The sequence below is a fragment of the Sphingopyxis sp. NJF-3 genome, assembly GCF_053514865.1.
Genome location: NZ_CM130726.1, coordinates 331,657 through 348,499, shown reverse-complemented (window position 1 = coordinate 348,499; position 16,843 = coordinate 331,657). Strand labels below are relative to the sequence as shown.

Annotated in this window: 15 protein-coding genes and 1 pseudogene; 3 read left to right on the top strand and 13 right to left on the bottom strand. The window is 64.1% G+C overall.

From position 1 onward, the window contains the following. The first annotated feature begins 532 nt into the window (after positions 1 to 532). On the top strand, positions 533 to 1,813 hold the full coding sequence (locus tag ACOTSS_RS01540) for a hypothetical protein (protein ID WP_448689802.1): 1,281 nt from the start codon (positions 533 to 535) through the stop codon (positions 1,811 to 1,813). On the opposite strand, the pseudogene ACOTSS_RS01535 reads toward ACOTSS_RS01540, so the two are convergent. Then, positions 1,775 to 1,864: pseudogene (locus ACOTSS_RS01535) on the bottom strand (IS5/IS1182 family transposase); the annotation flags it as partial. The gene ACOTSS_RS01540 and the pseudogene ACOTSS_RS01535 sit on opposite strands and share 39 nt — an antisense overlap. Before the next feature lie 273 nt (positions 1,865 to 2,137). Here ACOTSS_RS01535 and wecC point away from each other — a divergent pair. After that, the gene (gene wecC, locus ACOTSS_RS01530; RefSeq protein WP_448689801.1) at positions 2,138 to 3,433 is read left to right on the top strand and encodes a UDP-N-acetyl-D-mannosamine dehydrogenase; all 1,296 of its coding nucleotides are present in this window, start codon (positions 2,138 to 2,140) and stop codon (positions 3,431 to 3,433) included. Positions 3,434 to 3,728: 295 nt separating this feature from the next. Here wecC and ACOTSS_RS01525 read toward each other — a convergent pair whose 3' ends face one another. Beyond that, positions 3,729 to 5,039, bottom strand: coding sequence for a UDP-glucose dehydrogenase family protein (locus ACOTSS_RS01525; protein WP_448689800.1), 1,311 nt, complete (start codon positions 5,037 to 5,039; stop codon positions 3,729 to 3,731). A gap of 174 nt (positions 5,040 to 5,213) precedes the next feature. On the opposite strand from ACOTSS_RS01525, the gene galU reads away from it, so the two are divergent. Continuing rightward, complete coding sequence (gene galU / locus ACOTSS_RS01520) at positions 5,214 to 6,077, top strand: UTP--glucose-1-phosphate uridylyltransferase GalU (protein WP_448689799.1); 864 nt, start codon at positions 5,214 to 5,216, stop codon at positions 6,075 to 6,077. A 279-nt stretch (positions 6,078 to 6,356) separates the two neighbouring features. Here galU and ACOTSS_RS01515 read toward each other — a convergent pair whose 3' ends face one another. The 11 genes from ACOTSS_RS01515 to ACOTSS_RS01465 all read right to left on the bottom strand — a co-directional run bounded on the left by ACOTSS_RS01515 (position 6,357) and on the right by ACOTSS_RS01465 (position 16,784). Further along, a complete protein-coding gene (locus tag ACOTSS_RS01515; protein WP_448689798.1) occupies positions 6,357 to 6,692 on the bottom strand; it encodes a hypothetical protein in 336 nt (111 codons plus the stop codon). Between the two features lie 319 nt (positions 6,693 to 7,011). Further along, positions 7,012 to 7,668 carry a hypothetical protein gene (locus ACOTSS_RS01510; RefSeq protein ID WP_448689797.1) on the bottom strand — a complete coding sequence of 219 codons (657 nt, stop codon included), beginning with the start codon at positions 7,666 to 7,668 and terminating at the stop codon, positions 7,012 to 7,014. Between the two features lie 237 nt (positions 7,669 to 7,905). Further along, on the bottom strand, positions 7,906 to 8,829 hold the full coding sequence (locus ACOTSS_RS01505; protein WP_448689796.1) for a HEPN domain-containing protein: 924 nt from the start codon (positions 8,827 to 8,829) through the stop codon (positions 7,906 to 7,908). A 40-nt stretch (positions 8,830 to 8,869) separates the two neighbouring features. After that, positions 8,870 to 11,653: a MobF family relaxase gene (gene mobF / locus ACOTSS_RS01500; protein ID WP_448691275.1), complete on the bottom strand. Its 2,784-nt coding sequence runs from the start codon at positions 11,651 to 11,653 to the stop codon at positions 8,870 to 8,872. Then, complete coding sequence (locus ACOTSS_RS01495; protein ID WP_448689795.1) at positions 11,653 to 13,578, bottom strand: type IV secretion system DNA-binding domain-containing protein; 1,926 nt, start codon at positions 13,576 to 13,578, stop codon at positions 11,653 to 11,655. Before ACOTSS_RS01495 ends, mobF begins: the two co-directional genes overlap by 1 nt. Next, positions 13,575 to 13,943, bottom strand: a complete 369-nt coding sequence (locus ACOTSS_RS01490; RefSeq protein ID WP_448689794.1) for a hypothetical protein — start codon at positions 13,941 to 13,943, stop codon at positions 13,575 to 13,577. Before ACOTSS_RS01490 ends, ACOTSS_RS01495 begins: the two co-directional genes overlap by 4 nt. 415 nt (positions 13,944 to 14,358) lie before the next feature. After that, positions 14,359 to 15,123 (bottom strand): lytic transglycosylase domain-containing protein, encoded by a 765-nt coding sequence (locus tag ACOTSS_RS01485; protein WP_448689793.1) that lies wholly within the window; start codon positions 15,121 to 15,123, stop codon positions 14,359 to 14,361. Further along, entirely contained in the window at positions 15,081 to 15,419 is a 339-nt protein-coding gene (locus ACOTSS_RS01480) for a DUF736 domain-containing protein (RefSeq protein WP_448689792.1), read from the bottom strand. Before ACOTSS_RS01480 ends, ACOTSS_RS01485 begins: the two co-directional genes overlap by 43 nt. Beyond that, on the bottom strand, positions 15,416 to 16,030 hold the full coding sequence (locus ACOTSS_RS01475) for a S26 family signal peptidase (protein ID WP_448689791.1): 615 nt from the start codon (positions 16,028 to 16,030) through the stop codon (positions 15,416 to 15,418). The genes ACOTSS_RS01480 and ACOTSS_RS01475 overlap by 4 nt, the downstream gene beginning before the upstream one ends. Then, entirely contained in the window at positions 16,000 to 16,542 is a 543-nt protein-coding gene (locus ACOTSS_RS01470; RefSeq protein WP_448689790.1) for a DUF2840 domain-containing protein, read from the bottom strand. Before ACOTSS_RS01470 ends, ACOTSS_RS01475 begins: the two co-directional genes overlap by 31 nt. Next, positions 16,542 to 16,784 carry a helix-turn-helix transcriptional regulator gene (locus ACOTSS_RS01465; RefSeq protein WP_448689789.1) on the bottom strand — a complete coding sequence of 81 codons (243 nt, stop codon included), beginning with the start codon at positions 16,782 to 16,784 and terminating at the stop codon, positions 16,542 to 16,544. Before ACOTSS_RS01465 ends, ACOTSS_RS01470 begins: the two co-directional genes overlap by 1 nt. Positions 16,785 to 16,843: the final 59 nt, after the last annotated feature.

The window sequence follows — 16,843 nt, the reverse complement described above, 5'->3', positions numbered from 1 at the left end:
TGCGGCTGCCCATCCTCAGAAACCGTGAGGCCGCACCCACATCTTCAGAACATCTTTTCGACTGAAGTTCCTAAAGAGCATCAGTTTCAACTGAGCCCGACGCGCTTAACGACCTGAAGCATTGCCCCTTGGCCTGCGTGCCTGGAACATGGGCAGCGACATTCGCGCGATAGCCGAAGCGCCCGCGCTACCCACGCAGATGATCTATGGTGATATCGGTGGGACGGGAATGATATTTTACTCTTCAAGAGCCGCAGTCGATCATCCTTTCAGCATCGTTTTGCGATGCACGCCCTCAAAAGACGGGCTATGCCCGTACTCCACCGCATATGGCGCAAGGCGCTGCTCAACAAACCCCCTTCACACCCCCGATGCCCCTCTTTTCAACGCCGATTGAACGTCCCTTTTTTGCGATGTTCGACAGGCCGGGTATGGAGTTTGGATTGAGACATCACGCGAATCTCCATAAAGAGGGGATTGGCGCCGGCTGCCTCGTTTCCTTAAAGCGATTGCAGAATGTAGGAGACAAGGAATGCGCGAAAAGAAGGATATAACGTTAGACGCGGCGCTTTTTCTGGTTCTGGTAGCCGACATTCTGTTTGCCCCGTTCTTGCTCCCGGTTCCGGTACCGATTTCATTCGCCATCCTACCAATATGGATTTTCACCTTGCGATCGGTGCCGCAGGCGCGCGTGTTCGTGCCGGCTTGTATCGGAGCTGCTTTCGCGGTGCTCAGCTATGTTTACGGACTTGAACGCATCCCCTCCATCAATGACCTCGCCGTTGAACGAATGGCTAACACAGCAATCGTTGTTTTCATGTTCGGAGCCTACGTCATGATGATGACCACGCGAATGTGGTCCTTCAACAGAGTCATCCAACTCCTCCGGATCTACCTGATTTTCCTGTTCATCCTCGCCGTGATCTTCTTCATAAACAGTAGCGCCTATTTTGCAGTTCGGAACTTCTGGTCATTCAAAGAAAGCGTAGAAATTGTAAGCGATCTCAACATTCTGACGCGCTTCACCGGAACAATGAGTGATCCTAACAACCTAGCGGTTTCTACATGTGCGATCACCGCACTACTGGTGTTGTACCAGGAATCGAAGATATGGTTGAACCTGATAGCGATGGCTCTAACTGCGGTGATAGTTGTAGCCTCTATGTCGGTGACCGGAGTCATCTGCTATGCGCTCCTAGCAGCAACCTATGTACTCGGCTCCAAACTGCCGCCGCTCACCCGAATCGCTCTTTTGATGGCAGCTGCCATTACCGGACTTGCCATTTTCTTCGCAATAAGGGAAACTGAGGTCTTCAGGCTGGCCACAGAGCGCGTCATGGACAGCGACACCGATTCCCGCCTTTCGCGATGGGCCGTGGCGATGAATATGGATAAATTCATTGCGTCCATCATCCTTGGCGACGGTGGCACAATCTTTATGAACAATTTCGAGTATCGCCCTCACAATGGGCATATTCATTTGATCTATAGCTTCGGCGTTTTCTGCTACCTTGCCTTCATAAGTATCTTTTTCCGTATTCGTCGCATTGCCGATTGGCGACACTACCTGTTTCTGGTGATCCTGTTCATCGGTTTCACTGTGAACGTGGGGATTTACGAGCATCGATTCGCCGGAGTCTGGGTGATTTTGATGGTGATCTACCACCAAGTGAGCGCTGCCTCGCATATCAGGCAACGAAGGGTAGGACTCATTGATCATCACAACCAGAAGATGACGGTCGCGGAGAGGGCGAGGATAGAAAAGAAGGTGCTCGGCCGTAGACTCACAAGCGCGGAGCCACAGCCGCATTAAGGCGAGTTGGACCATGGCGAGGGAGTTCTCGGCCAGCTTGTCGTATCGGGTACCTCACGGCTTATTGGGCAGAAGCGGTCGATCACGCGCCGTTCGAAGTCAGTCAGGTCAGCCGAGCCCCAACGCCAATGTCTTATGGGTTCACGGCCTGGTTACAGAGGCGTCGTCGCGGGAGCGGCAACGCTCGTCGCTATGGAACAAGCGATTTCGTTTCCGAAATCTTCAGCCTTTTGGATGATGGTGCCGCCTATAACGCCATGGCCCGCGCCCATAATCCGTTCGGCGACGGGACCGCAGGTGTCCAGATTGCGGAGATTGTCGCGCGTGGCCGTTGATATCGAACAGAAAGTTACCGTTGTCGGCCTCGGCTATATCGGCCTGCCGACCGCGGCCCTGATCGCCCGCTCGGGCTGCAAGGTCACCGGCATCGACGTCAGCGCGAAGGTGGTCGGGACCGTCAACGACGGCAAGGTGCATATCGAGGAAGTCGACCTCGACGGGTTGGTGCAGGGCGTCGTCGCGCGCGGTACGCTCGTCGCCTCGACCGCAATGGTCGCCGCCGACAGTTTCGTCATCGCGGTGCCGACCCCGCACGACGCCGAGCATCGCCCCGACATCAGCTTCGTCCTCGAAGCCGCACGTGCCATCGCGCCGGTGCTGGAGGCGGGCAACCTCGTCATTCTCGAATCGACCTCACCCGTCGGCACGACCGAAAAGGTGGCCGATCTGATCGCCGACCTCCGCCCCGATCTTCGCGTTCCCGGCCGCTGCAGCGGCGCGGCGGACATCTTCATCGCCTATTGCCCCGAGCGCGTCCTGCCGGGGCGCATTCTTGTCGAGCTGGTCGACAACGATCGCTGCATCGGCGGCATCACCCCGCGCTGCGCCCGGCGGGCAATGACCTTCTATCGCCAGTTCGTACGCGGCGCCTGCGTCACCACGACAGCGCGCGCCGCCGAGATGGTGAAGCTGGTCGAGAATAGCTACCGCGACGTCAACATCGCCTTCGCCAACGAGCTATCGATGATGGCCGAAGCGCTGGGGGTCGACGTGTGGGAGGTGATCCGCCTCGCCAACCGCCACCCGCGCGTGAACATCCTCCAGCCGGGTCCCGGCGTCGGCGGCCATTGCATCGCGGTCGACCCCTGGTTTCTCGTCCACGGCGCGCCCGAGCACAGCCGGCTGATCCGCACCGCGCGCGAGGTGAACATCGCCAAGACCGCCCATGTCATCGGCACCGCCGAAATGCTGGTATCGCAGCATCCCAAGGCGCGCGTCGCGTGCCTGGGTCTCGCCTTCAAGCCCAATATCGACGATTTCCGCGAAAGCCCTGCGGTCGAGGTCGCCGCCGCTCTGGCGCGACGCTTCGGCTCGCAGATCGACATCGTAGAGCCCTATGCGCGTGGCCTGCCGATGGAGTTCGCGGGCACCGGCGCGCGGCTGATCGACCTCGACAGCGCGCTTGCCGAATGCGATGTGCTGATCGTGCTCGTCGATCACGACCTGTTCAAATCGATCCCGCTCGAGGAACGCGCCGACAAGATCGTCTATGACACGCGCGGGCTGTGGCTCGACCAGCCGAGCGGCGGGCACGGCAACCATCTCCACCGGGCGGCCTAACCCCGTATCGCTTGGCCCGCGAGGATAGCCGCGTGGAGGCGAGACATCGCCCTACGAAGGCGGGCGCCAGGATCCGGCCTTTCGCAAGTCCTATACGACCGCTCATCCCGGCTCAAACCTGGGGGCGCCCGTTCCTCGCCTAACAGTGTATCATTTTCGATGGGAGCGCCCTTAAGCTGAGGAAGCCCGTCGAGGCAGGAGTGTGGCGCACTGACCACATCGTGAATGTCATATTCGCCCAGCAGCGTCGGGTGGAAACCTGGGTCATCGACCTCTCACGCAGAATTTCGGATCGTTATTCGTCGCTGGTTCCAATAGCGATGTGTTTGAAACCATGGCGTGCGACCTCGTCGCGGCGATAGATGTTGCGCAGGTCGACGAGCAGCTTGTCGGCCATCGTCGCGCCGAGGCGCGCGAGGTCGAGGGCGCGGAACGCGTCCCATTCGGTGACGATCGCCACGGCATCCGCGCCCTCGGCGGCGGCATAGGCGCTGTCCTTCATCACCACATCGGGCATCATCGGCGCCGCGATCGCCATGCCCTCGGGGTCGTAGGCGGTGACCCGCGCGCCGGCGTCGAGCAACGTCTGGACGATCGCGAGGCTGGGCGAATCGCGCATGTCGTCGGTGTTGGGCTTGAAGGTCAGGCCGAGCAGCGCGACGGTCTTGCCGCGCGCGCTGCCCCCCATCGCGGTCACGATCTTGCGCCCCATCGCGCGCTTGCGCAGGTCGTTCGCCTGCACCGTCGCCTCGACGAGGCGCAGCGGCACGTCATTGTCCTGCGCGGTCTTCAAGAGCGCGAGCGTATCCTTGGGGAAGCAGCTGCCGCCATAGCCGGGGCCGGCGTGGAGGAATTTGGCGCCGATCCGGTTGTCGAGGCCGATCCCGCGCGCGACGTCCTGAACGTCCGCGCCCACCGCCTCGCACAGGTCGGCGACTTCGTTGATGAAGGTGATCTTGGTCGCGAGGAAGGCGTTGGCGGCATATTTGATCATCTCCGCGGTGCGACGGCGGGTGATGAGGATCGGCGCCTCGTTGAGGAAGAGCGGGCGGTAGATTTCGCGCAGAACCGCCTCGCCGCGTGCATCCTCGGCGCCGATGACGATGCGGTCGGGGCGCTTGAAGTCGCCGATCGCCGCACCCTCGCGCAGGAATTCGGGGTTCGACGCGACATGGTGACGGCGGCCCGGCGCCCGTTCGCGCAGGATGCGTTCGACCTCGTCGCCCGTTCCCACCGGGACCGTCGACTTGGTGACGATCACGCAGTCGTGCGTCAGCGTCGCCGCGAGCTCCTCGGCGGCGCCGAAGACGTAGGAAAGATCGGCATGGCCGTCGCCGCGCCGCGACGGCGTGCCGACCGCGATGAACACCGCGTCGGCGTGGGCGACCGCGGGGGCGAGCTCGGTGGTGAAGGACAGGCGCCCCGCGGCGACGTTCGCCGCGACGAGCGCATCGAGCCCCGGTTCGTAGATCGGCATCCGCCCGGCGTCGAGCGCCTCGATCTTGCTGGCATCCTTGTCGACGCACACCACGTCGTGCCCGAAATCGGAGAAGCAGGCTCCCGAAACCAGGCCCACGTAACCCGTTCCGATCATGGCGATTTTCATGCGAATGCGTCCTTGGATGAGGGGTGAAAAATTCCGAGCAGCGAACCAGCCCAGCGCCGCGTCCTTATGGCCAAACGACGGAAAGAAAAAGGGCCTCGACGCCAAGACAAATCCCTTAGTCGCGGGAATTGCACTTCTTCCCTTGGGGGGCGTTCGCCGCTAAGCCGCTGGGCCATGAAACCGATCCGCAAAGCCGTCTTTCCCGTTGCCGGCCTCGGCACGCGCTTCCTGCCCGCGACCAAGGCGATCCCCAAGGAGATGCTGCCGGTGGTCGACCGGCCGCTGATCCAATATGCGGTCGACGAGGCGCGCGAGGCGGGGATCGAGCAGATGATCTTCGTCACCGGGCGCGGCAAGAGCGCGATCGAGGATCATTTCGACATCGCCTTCGAGCTCGAGAAGACGATGTCGGAGCGCGGCAAGGACCTGTCGGTGCTCGAACCGACGCGGCTCGGCCCCGGCAACTGCGCCTATGTCCGCCAGCAGGAGCCGCTCGGGCTCGGCCACGCCATCTGGTGCGCGCGCGACATCGTCGGCGACGAGCCCTTCGCCATCTTCCTGCCCGACGAGTTCATGCACGGCAGCCCCGGCTGCATGAAGCAGATGGTCGACGCCTATGCCCGCGTCGGCGGCAATCTGATCTCGGTGCTCGAAGTGCCGCACGAACAGGTGTCGTCCTATGGCGTGATCGCCCCCGGCCGGCGCGACGGCGCGCTCACCGAGGTCACCGGGCTCGTCGAAAAGCCGAAGGTCGAGGCGGCGCCGTCGAACCTGATCATCTCGGGCCGCTATATCCTGCAGCCCGAGGTGATGCGCGTGCTCGCCGACCAGGAGAAGGGCGCGGGCGGCGAAATCCAGCTGACCGACGCGATGGCGGCGATGATCGGGACGCAGCCCTTCCACGCGGTGACCTTTGCCGGCGCGCGCTATGACTGCGGGTCGAAGGCCGGCTATATCCAGGCCAACCTCGCCATCGCGCTCGAACGTCCCGACATGGCCGACGACGTCCGCGCCTTCGCCGTCGACCTACTCAAATAACAATACAATTCCTTCTTTCACCGCCGCAACCTGGTGACCGAAACACCCATCTGCCTCGCGTCCTATATACAGCGCGACTTCCTAGTTGTTTGAATTTGATACCGCGATATTCCAAACGCTGTTCCCCCAGTTAGATCAAAGAAGCAGAGTTCGGCGAAGACAGGCAGTCGTGGATAGAACCGCGCAACAGGGTAAACCCGACATGCAAGCGGAGATGTTGTGTATGGAGCCGTTTGATCACAATGGAAGCCCGATCAATGTAATGACCGGTATCCGCAATCAGCCATCGCTTCCTTTATCCAACTCAGGGTGAATGCGTCGCCAGCGCAACCCGATCATCAGTATAAATGGCCAGAAAATCGTGTTGAGCAAATCGAATATGGAATCCGGTAATCGCCACATTCCATGCGCCACGCGATCCGCAGCCTCTTTGAGAAGCGCAATCAGCAATACTATCAAAAAGGGGGTCCATGTCGCCAGCGATCGCCGCGTCAGCAAGCGAGCGAGGAACATGACAGCAAGGCCCCCATGCACATGGAGAAGCGAATCCGAAGCACCGGTTCGATCTCCGATAGCGCCACTCAATTCGCTATAAAGGCTCAATATGTCCGTCATAAGACCGTGTTGATGAGGCGCGAGGCGGCTGCAAGTTTGAACCCCATCTGTCGGATCGTCCGCAATGCACAATTAGACACGATATCACACTCCACTGACTGCCTTGCCTTAACGCCAAGGAGAAGCTTCTGCTCCCAGAACGCTTGGGCATGCGGTCCTTACCCGCCTTTGTCGGCGACATTACCCCGGGTGGAGCAGTTCAAGCCTCGTCCTGTGCTTGGGCAAACCGCAACGCAGGTGGAGAATATCGAGTTGCATATCTCAACGCCCTAATTTGCGCCTAGCCCCTATCAAAGAAGTGGCCGATTACATCCCGGCTTTAAAGGATCCGAAAATCGATCAAAGTGAAGCGCGCCGGACCGGTCGCAAAAACCCCATGCCCTCGCCCTCCCGCCGTACCAAACACCAGACCGATACGGGAAGAGTGAACCAGTGCTTCATTGAACGCCTCAACATCAAAATTGCGCGCTCCACCTGATACAGGCACCCAGTTCCGATCACTCAGATCGACAATCATTTCGTGCACCCCGGGCTCGATTGCCTGGATCGTGGTCGAGGGCGCGTACCAACGATAATGATTGAACTTGCCCTTTGCCGTCCATGTGTCACCGCTGCGCTGAAAAAAGAGCGACACAGTGGCGGTCCTGTCGGGGTACTCGCGCGACACAAAGCGGACATTTTGGTCTGCTTTGACTTTATAGCGGATTATGATCCTGGATTTTCCGGCGAGAGAGCCAGGATTGAAAGTCACGTAGTGCACATGCCCACTACGCAGGTCCGGGTATGGAAAATCAAAATACCATCCCTTGCCCAATCGGACGGGATGAGGCGGCATCCCGACCGAATAATTTTTTGAACGGATGACCGGACCGATTTCCCAGTCCACCGCCTCCCGCGCCAACGACGAGGCAGAAAGGCCGACTATTGCAAATGTCGAACACGCAAAACGGACCAGCGATGGCAAAAGGTTCGGCATATTCCTCAGATAACAATCATGCCTTTCAATGGCCTGAACATAGGGCAATCAGCAATTGGAAGCAGGCAACGAGTAGCTGCCTGACGGATCAGCCTTTCCCAGACGGTCAATATCGCAGCGTCGACCTCACACGACCTCAAGCATTGCCCCGACATCGGCTTCGCGTCCTCGGGAGGCGCGCCACACAGATCGCCGCGGGCCGCGAAAGATTAAAACGATTCCGCGGAAAGAGATAGGCTAGCGGCCAATCTGGGCCTCTAGTTCGGCGATACGCTCCGAGCAAATGGCGTGGACCGCACAGCCGAGTTCCTCGACCCGCCCGGCAAGCCAGAGCAATTCCTCTTCGGTAATACGATAGTGCTTTGAGTAGCGCGCCTTCACATAGGCTTCCTTCAACTTCTCGAACCGCGCGCGATCGGCGCGCAGCTCGCGCGGCCAGGCATCAACCAGCCGCATGTCGATGCGCTCGGCCTGCGTCCGCAAGAAGCCGAGGTTATGCACGTGCGGCGTGTAGAAGGTGCAGACCAGCAGGACGCAGTGGTAAAGTCGTTCAGTCGCTTGATGCAGCGAAAATGCCGCTTCTTTTAGGCGACCCTTGCCACGATAAAACTCCGCGCCTTCTAACAGTGCCGCAGCGCTGGGATACCACTCGTCAAAATACTCCCGCGCCATCGCCAATGCCTGCTCGGGCGTCTTCGGCTTGGGCTGATGCAATTCCTTGTCGTCATATTCATAGAGCGCGATGCCGTCCTTTGCGACGTCCATGAAGAAATAGCGCCCGTGCGCCAGCCCGTCGTTTACCTCCTGCAGGGTGTGGACGATGAAGTTGACCGGGGTCCTGAGCGTCTTGTCGATCGCGAGTTCGCGGATCAGCCGATCGTCGAGTTTGCCCCAGAAATCGACCTTCTCGGTGAGGCGCTTGTCGTTGACGATGATCAGCAGATCGAAATCCGAACGATAACCCTTCGCGGTGTGGGGCTCATCGACCCAGCCGCCGCGCGCGTAGCTGCCGTAGAGGATGATCTTGTCGATCCGGCCCTTCTTCTTCCAGCCCATGGTGCCGAGCGCGATCGCATCCTCGAATTCTTCGAAGATGATCGCCTTCACGCGCTCAAGCTCGCGCTGCTTGGCAGCAGGAAGATGATCGAGATCGGTTCGCATGCATGGGAATCTTCGGGAACATTGCGCGTCTTGGCAAGGGCTAAAGCCCGGCGCCGAAACGGGAAGCCAGAGTTTGCGCCAATCCGGACGCGCTCGCCTTGGCGATGGAGGGCTGGGGAACGGCGGCCTGCGCGATCGCGGTTTGAACCGTGCCAGCGCGTTCGTTGATCGCGGACACCAGCTTCGCGCGGTCATTGGTGAATATCGTCGCCGACTGCTTCGCGCGCGAGATCCCGACGTAGAAGCTTTTCTGGTCGACGAGATTGACGGCGCGGCTGTCGGCATGGATGAGGACATGATCGGCGGTGCGCCCCTGGGCGGCGAAGGCGGTATCGACATAGCCGTGAGCGATATGCCGATCGCGGGCAGCATCGAGGTGCAGCGTTTGAACCTGGCCTCGCGCGCCTCGAACCGTGGCGGTTCTCGCCGCGGCATCGACCGCCATCACCTCGGCGCGCACGCCGTTCACGCGGCCAGCCTCGCGGTCGTTACGCGTGAACCGGATGCTGTCGCCGGCCCTGAGCTCCAGCCGCTGCGCCTCGAACAGCTGCACCTTGCCGGCGCCCCATTGCCGCAGCCGCCAATCCACCTCGCGCCCGTCCTCCGATCTGAGCGCGACCGCCGCCTTGGCCGGATCGACGCCTTCGACCCGGAACGCCTCGCCGCGAGTGACGCCCTTGTCGGCATAACCCTGCGCAAATCGGACGACGTCGCCCTTGTCGTAACTCAGCGGATCGCGCGCTTCGGCGCGCGTCAACCCCTTGTTGACGAGGCTTTCCATGACAACGGCCGGTCCCCTGAGCGCCCCCGACCGGATCAGCGCCTGACGAATATCGGCGGTCAAGGCGTCGCGGCCTTCGCGCGAGGGTTCGATGACGAGGGTGCGCGCACGATCCGCCCGGCCGAGACCGGCATAGCGCTCCGCGATCGCGGCGAAGCGCTCGGCGCGATCAACATTCTCGATGATTTGACCGCCACCCCGATCGAGCGCGGCCAGCGCCTTCTTCGCATCGCCCTCGATCGATGCCCGCACCGCATCTCTGGTGGCAGCGTTCGTCTGCCGGACGATCTCGCCGAGCCTGGCGGTTTCCATGCCGGCGGCCTGCAGTTGTCCAAAGGCGGCGCCCGCCTCGACCGATCCGAGCTGCTTTACATCTCCCACGAGAATGACACGGGCGCCGTGCCTTTCGGCCAGGTCGAACAGGCGCGCCGTGTCCCGGGCCGAGAGCAGCGACGCTTCGTCGACGATCCACGCGGCGGGCTGACCGGACACCGACGGCCCCGGCGACAGCATGTGGCGCGCGACCGTATCGCCGCGTGTTCCCAACGCATCGCCGAGCACCATCGCCGCCGAGGCCGTGGGCGCGAGCGCGACGACCGACGCGCCGCGCGTCTCGGCCTCGCGCGCGAAGGTCGCGAGCACCGTCGTGGTCTTCGCGGTGCCGGCATAGCCCTGCACCGCCGTGATCCGGTTACGACTGGCCAGAAGCTGCCGCGTCGCCGCGCGCTGGTCGTCATTCCAGGCAAAGCCCGCGCGCTCGGCCTGCCGAGAAGCCGCCGCGACGGCCTTCGCCGCGGCGAGCGGCGATGCGATCGGTGCGAACACGCCCCGGCCCTCCGCCTCGATCCGGAGCAGCCGGGTTTCGACGTCGATGTTGTGACGCGTGGTGAGCCCGGCGAACTCGGCGCCGCGCCGGTCGAGGAAGGTGCGAGCGATGAGGTCGCCCCGCTCGCTGGCCGCCTCGATCGCCTCCCCGATCTCAGCATAGCCGACTTTCCCCAGTCCGACGCGCCCCGCTTCCTCATGCAATGCCGCCACGGAGAAGACCGACTGCCGCTCGCCGAGCTTGTCGGCGGCATGCGCCACCGCGCGCTCGGCCGCGCTCGCCTGCTCCACAGTCCCGGCCGCGCCGGCGGCATTGGCTTTCGCGTCCTGAACGAGCGCGAGACGTGCGCCGGCATCGAACCCAGCCCGGTCGGCGGTCGCGCGCCAATCGGCGACCAGGGACGCCCGGTCGGCCGCGACCTTGGCTTGCCGGGTGCCGAGCGCGACGATCTGCTTTTCCGCCGCGCTGGCGTCCTCGCGCGACGTTCCGCGTGTCCCGAGCGCGGCTTCGATCGCGGCGCTGCGGGTGCTGAACGCGGTCATGGCCTCGGCGGAGACGCCCCTGATTTCGAACATCGAGTCCTTGCCCGTCTCGATTTCGTAACCGAGCTCGCGGACCTTGAGCGCGAGTTCCTGCCGGTAGATCGCGCCGATCTGCTTCTGGAGCTGATAGAGCGCGCGCGGCTCGAGGCTGCGCCAGGTACCGTCTTCGCCCCGCGTCGCGTTCATGATGACGTTATGGGTATGAAGCTGCGGGTCCTGGGCCCGGCTGGTTCCGTGCTGGAAGCTCGCGACGATGAGATTGCCGGTCGCTTCGCGGGTCACGCTGCCGCCATGCCGAATGCGGGTCGCGGCCATATGCGTCTCGACATGCGCGAGTGCCGTTTGCACCGCTTGCCCATGCGCCGCGATCAGCCGCCGGTCGCCCGCGATCTCGGCCATGATCGACACCGATTTGGGGGCGCTCAGGGTCACATCCCAGCCGGGCCGATGTTCGAGCTGGCCATCGCGGATCGCCCCGAGCTGCCGGCCGCTCACCTTGCCGTCGAGCAGGTCGCGAAAGATATCGCGATCGACCTCGCCCGACAGGCCGAGTTCCTCGGCCCCTTTGCCTTGCCATGCCGACGGCGACAGGCCGCCCTCGGCATAATAGTCGTCGGCCTCATAATAGCTGCTGGCCTGCGCCGATCTGGTCAGCGCCGATAGCGAGGCCACCATCACAGCGGCCCGTCATCGATCGCGGGAGGCGGCGCGGGTTTCACCGCCGGCTTCGATGTCGGTGTTTCGGTGCGAGCTGGCGCTTCGGTGGGAGCGGGCGCTTCGGTGGGAGCTGGCGCTGGAGGCTCGACTTGCGGCGCCGGAGACGGCGTCCCCGAATGATTCCACAGGCTGGTTTTGGGATTGCCCTCGACGAAAGCCCGCTGGCGCGGTTCGCCGCGGCGCGCGATGTGATCGGCGGTGAGCGCGATCCGCGCGACCGGCAGGCCATCGGGGAAGAGCAAATAGCCCTCGTGGCGCGCGAGTCGCAGTTCGCTTTCGAATATGGCGGGGCGGGTCTTGCGCTGGCGCCCGAGCGTGATCCGGGGCTTGTCGTCACCGTCGCCGAGCGCGCCGGTCATCGTGTGGACCTCGACCTCGCAGCTGCCGATGGTCTTGCTCGCCCACTGCCGGCTCTCGCCATCGATCATCTGGAGGAAGAGCTTGGTGTTGCAGCAGCCGAGCATCGCTTCGGCAAGATCGTCGCCATAGCGATGGCGCATCTGCCCGATCGCCTGGAAGGTCAGCACGACCGCGGCGCCGAACTTGCGCCCCTCGGGGAGCAGGCGCGCGAGATTATCGACGCGCGGCAGGTCGGCGAGTTCGTCGAGCAGGAACCAGACGCGCCGGTCTGCCGATGGCGACAGACCGAGCAAGGCGCTCGCCGCGCATTCAAGCCAGCAGGCGAGCAAGGGCTTCGATGCCTCGAAATAATCCTCCTTCCGTGGAACGAAAATCCAGGGCTTGGCACCCTTGCGCTCATCGAGGCTGGCGATGAACGCGCGAAATGAGAAGGGCACCTCGTCGCCGTCCTGCACGCGCAGGAACTGGATGAGGTTCGCGGCCTTGGCGAGCATGAAAAGCACGCTACCCGTCGCCCGGTCGGCATCGTCGGCGAAGGTCCGCGCCGACGAGCTGTCGCCGAGCCACGCCTTGAGATCGTCCTTGGTCCGGACCTGGAGCGCATCGAGCAAATCGGGCAGCGTGCCCTTCTTCTCCTGCCAGAGCGCGCGGAGCATGTTGGCGACGAGGATGCGGCTCGTCTCGAGCCAGACGTCGCGGTCGTGCTGTCCGGTCTCGGTGATCAGCTGATGCGCGATGCGATCGGCGTCGGCGGGGTGTTCGATCTCGGCGAAGGGCGACCAATAGGCGCAGCGAGCGTCGAAGGGGTTGAGGATGATGTCGCCGCGCTCGGGGTTGAAATAATGCGCGATGAATTCGCCGCTGGTGTCGTAGACGAGCGCCGCCTCGCCGCGTTCTTCGATGCGATCGAGCATCTGCCGGAGCACGGTCGTCTTGCCGCTGCCGGTCGTGCCGACCATCGCCAGGTGGCGCGTCTCGAGGCGCAGCGGCAGCGGGACGGGTCCGATAGCCAGCGACCGACCGCCGGCTTCAGCCGCCGTGAGCTTCGCGAGCGTCGCTTCGTCGGTCACCCTGGTGCCGCTGATGAAACGGTCGCGGAGCGCGCGCTCGCGCCGGCGCGCCGCGACGCCGCGCAGGAGGAAGAGTCCAGACAGCCAGGCCGCGAACCCGATCAGGCTCCCCCGGACGACGAAGGAGCGCGTGACGCCGGCTGCCCCGCGATAATATCGATGCGCGGCGACCGCTCGCGCCGACACAAGATAGTCTGCTCTCTCATGACGGACCGTCATGCCGGGGTCGCCCTCACCGGCGCCTGCAAACCAGCTCAGCAGCTTCGCCTGATACCAGGTGCCGGCCCCCTGCAGAATCCGGGGATCAAGCATCAGCCAGGGCGCGGCGAGACCGCCGAGCGCGATCGACGCAAGCATGATCATGGCGTGCCGCTTGAAGCGCCGGACCTGGCCGTAACGATCGTGGCGCCGCAGCGTCTCGGCATGGAGGCGGCGGTCATGGGGCTCGCTCATGTCCCGGCCTCGGCAATGGCGCGCTGCCGCTCATAGGCACGGCCCACTTCGCCGGAAATGGTCTCGTCGCTCTTGCCGCCGCCCATCGCCGCGCTGCGCGCGTAGCCATAGGCGGCGCAGGCCGTGAACAGGGTGCGGTCGAGAAGTCCCTCGATATCGGCGAGGCGGGTGCCGAGCGATGCCAGTTCGCTGACCACCTCGCCGTTCCCGTCCTCCTCGGTGGCCGGGCCGGCCAGCGCGGCGACCCCGGCTTCGACGATATGGGACAGCATCGCATAGGCGGTAAGGCCGCGCTCCTTCGCGATGCCGAGAACAGCCTTGTCGACCTCGGCCGACAAGCGAACCGTGTGCCTGACCAATTTCATCGTGCATCGCCCTCCGAGCGGCGGTGCAGCGGCTCGAAAAGCGCTGAAAAACCGGGATATCGAACCGAGCCTGACGATGCGCTGTCGTATCCGCCGCTCGAAAAGTGGCGGAAAAGCTGGATGCACCCGTGCGTGAGGTGTGTATCCAAATTACGGGTCCGATGCGAAGCATCGCGGCCCTGCAACCTTGCGTCAAAAGCAATCGATTCAGACATACTGGGAATTCTCCTCAATGGGGGTGTGCTGTGTCGCCGCGGGCTCCCCGGGCCCGGGCGGCAGACCCCCGATCTGGATTGATGGCCAGTGATCACGGCGCCACGGGCTCGGCACCGATGGCGTCCCATGCTTGCAACCGGCAACGCGTCCGGCGGCCGATGCAAGGCCGTGCACGCCATCAACGAGACGCGCTCCAACCTCATTCGCCGCGCACCGAAAGCGCCACGAAGATCGACGCCGGCGGACGCGCGATGGCCTGCGGCGGTGCAGCCGGCGTGTCGCCGCCCCGCGAAGCAACCGCTGCGTCGGCGGCCCCCTCCGGGCGAGACGAGCGCTCGGTAAAGAGCGCCGCGCCGCGCCAGTCGGGCATGCCCGGTGCGCGACCGGGTGCCGGCGAAATGTCCCCCGCCGCACCGAGCGACGGCGTGATGGCCGCGACATAAGCGATGGTTTCGGCAGGCAGGTGGCGCCGTCCCGCCGCATAGGCATCGGCGCGCCCGGGGCCCGCATTATAGGCGGCGAGCATCAACGAGACGTCGCGATAGCGGTCCCACATCGCGCGCAGATAGGCCGCACCGCCAAGGATGTTCGCGCGGGCGTCGAAGGGGTCGGTCCCGAGCCGGTGACGCGCGCTCAGCATCGCCCAGGTCGCGGGCATGATCTGCATCAGCCCCATCGCGCCGGCGCGCGAGACGGCGCGTGGATCCCCGCGGCTCTCGGCGTGCATCACCCGCCAGATCCATGTTTCGGGAATGTCGAACCGGCGCGCCGCCTCCGCGACGAAAGCGGCGTGCGGCTGTCCACGCTGCACCTCCATGGCGCTCGCGGCCGGCGCGGGCGTGAGCGAAGCGGCGGTCGCGATCACGCCGACGGGCTGCAGCAATCCTGCAACCACGGCACGGACAAAATGCGCGGCGCGCGTCATGAGGTGACGCTCGGCGGCATGCTGGAGCGCTGCCAGCACAGCGGATGGGCATCATCGAAAATGACATCGAGGAGCAGCGTGGCGCGCAATGGCGCGGCGAGCACCGGACTGTCGATCTGTATCGCAATGCAGTCGCCCGACTCGGCATCGATGCGATTCCAGCCATTGCCGATCTCGTCGTCGCTGACCTCATCACCCAATATGACGTGCCAGTCAGGCGCACCTTCATCGTCGCACGGCGGCGCGGGGACGATCATAATCGTCGCATCGAGGCCCAGCGTCAAAAGCCGCCCGGTGTAGACGTCGCCATATTTGCACAAGCCTCCGATGATCATGGCCGGTTCTCCTGTTCGACAGCAACATGTTGGTCCGTGCGCCCGGCGCGGAAGCGAAGCGGCGCGCCGGGCGCACAGCGGGTGAGGATCGGATGCGCGGTGCCGAGCATTCCCGCCGCCGGCATCGGCCCGAAATATCGGCCGTCGAGGCTGTCGGGCGCGGCATTGACGAGAAAGAGTTCGCCGGGTCCGACGATACGGCAGCCGCTCCAGACCGGCAGTTCCCGCGCCGCGCGGTCGCGCGAGAGCGCGCGCGCCGCACCGACACCGTCGATGGTGATGAAGACACCGGAGCGGCAGACGCGAGCGCCCGGCAGGGCCGCCACGCGTTTGAGCAGCGGCACGCCGCGCGGAAGATATCCGCGACGATCGAGGAACGCTTCGAGCGCAGGCGGCGGGTCGATGGCGACAAGGTCGCCGAGCCGCGGCTGGGCGCCGACATCGATGCGATAAAGGCCGGTCGGCGCGCTGGCACTCGCGTTCCAGAGGAAGCGCGGCCGTGGCTTCAGCCACGCGGTCGCGACGAAAATCGTGCTGAACAGAGCCGCCACCGCTACGGTCGCATGGAGCGCGCGGCGGTTCATCCCTCGATCGCCCGGCGGCGCAGCCATGCCCTATGACGATCGCGTCCGTAAGGCCGGAACGGCAGGCCGGCGGCAATGCATTCGCCGACGTGCCGCCAGTGATCGGGCGCCGCATCGGCGGCGTCGATGCCGGCGGCTTCGACGGCGTCGATCGCCTCGATCACCGCCTGTACCTTCGGCCAGCCATCGATCCGCGTCAGAATGTCGGCGCCGGGACGGACGAACGGGAGCATGGAAAAGACATCGCCGGGCCGGGCGGCGGCGGCGATCGCGATGGTCGAATGGATCGTTCCGAAATCGCTCGACGTCTTGCGGACGAGCGCGAAGACCGCGCCGGGGCGAAAGGAAATGATGCGGGTTACACGGCTGACAATCCGTTCGCTTGCGACGCGCCCGAAGCGAATCCATTGCTCCTGACGGCCTACGATCGAGGTCAATTCGACCTCGGTCGATGCGCCGTCGCCAAGCGCACCGCCCGCACCCGTGACAGCGGAGGTCAGCGGCAAGCTGCTACGCCGGGAGGCATTCGCGGAGCGCATCAGTCGCGCACCGGTCGTGCCGGATGCACCGTGCCGGTACCGGGATCGGAAGTCGACGAACGGCGGCCGAGTTCGACCCAGGCGTCGAGTTCGTCGATCGCGTAAATGACGCGGCCGCCGAGCTTGCGATAGGCGGGCCCCGTTCCATAGCAGCGATGCTTTTCGAGCGTCTTCGGCGCAAGGCCGACGCGGCGTGCGGCATCGGGGGTCCTGAGATAGCGCGGCGGGGGCACGGCGGTCATGGGCTGCTCCTTCCAGCAAGCGAACCCGGCATGCGGTGACGGCGGGTGCGGCCGCGTGA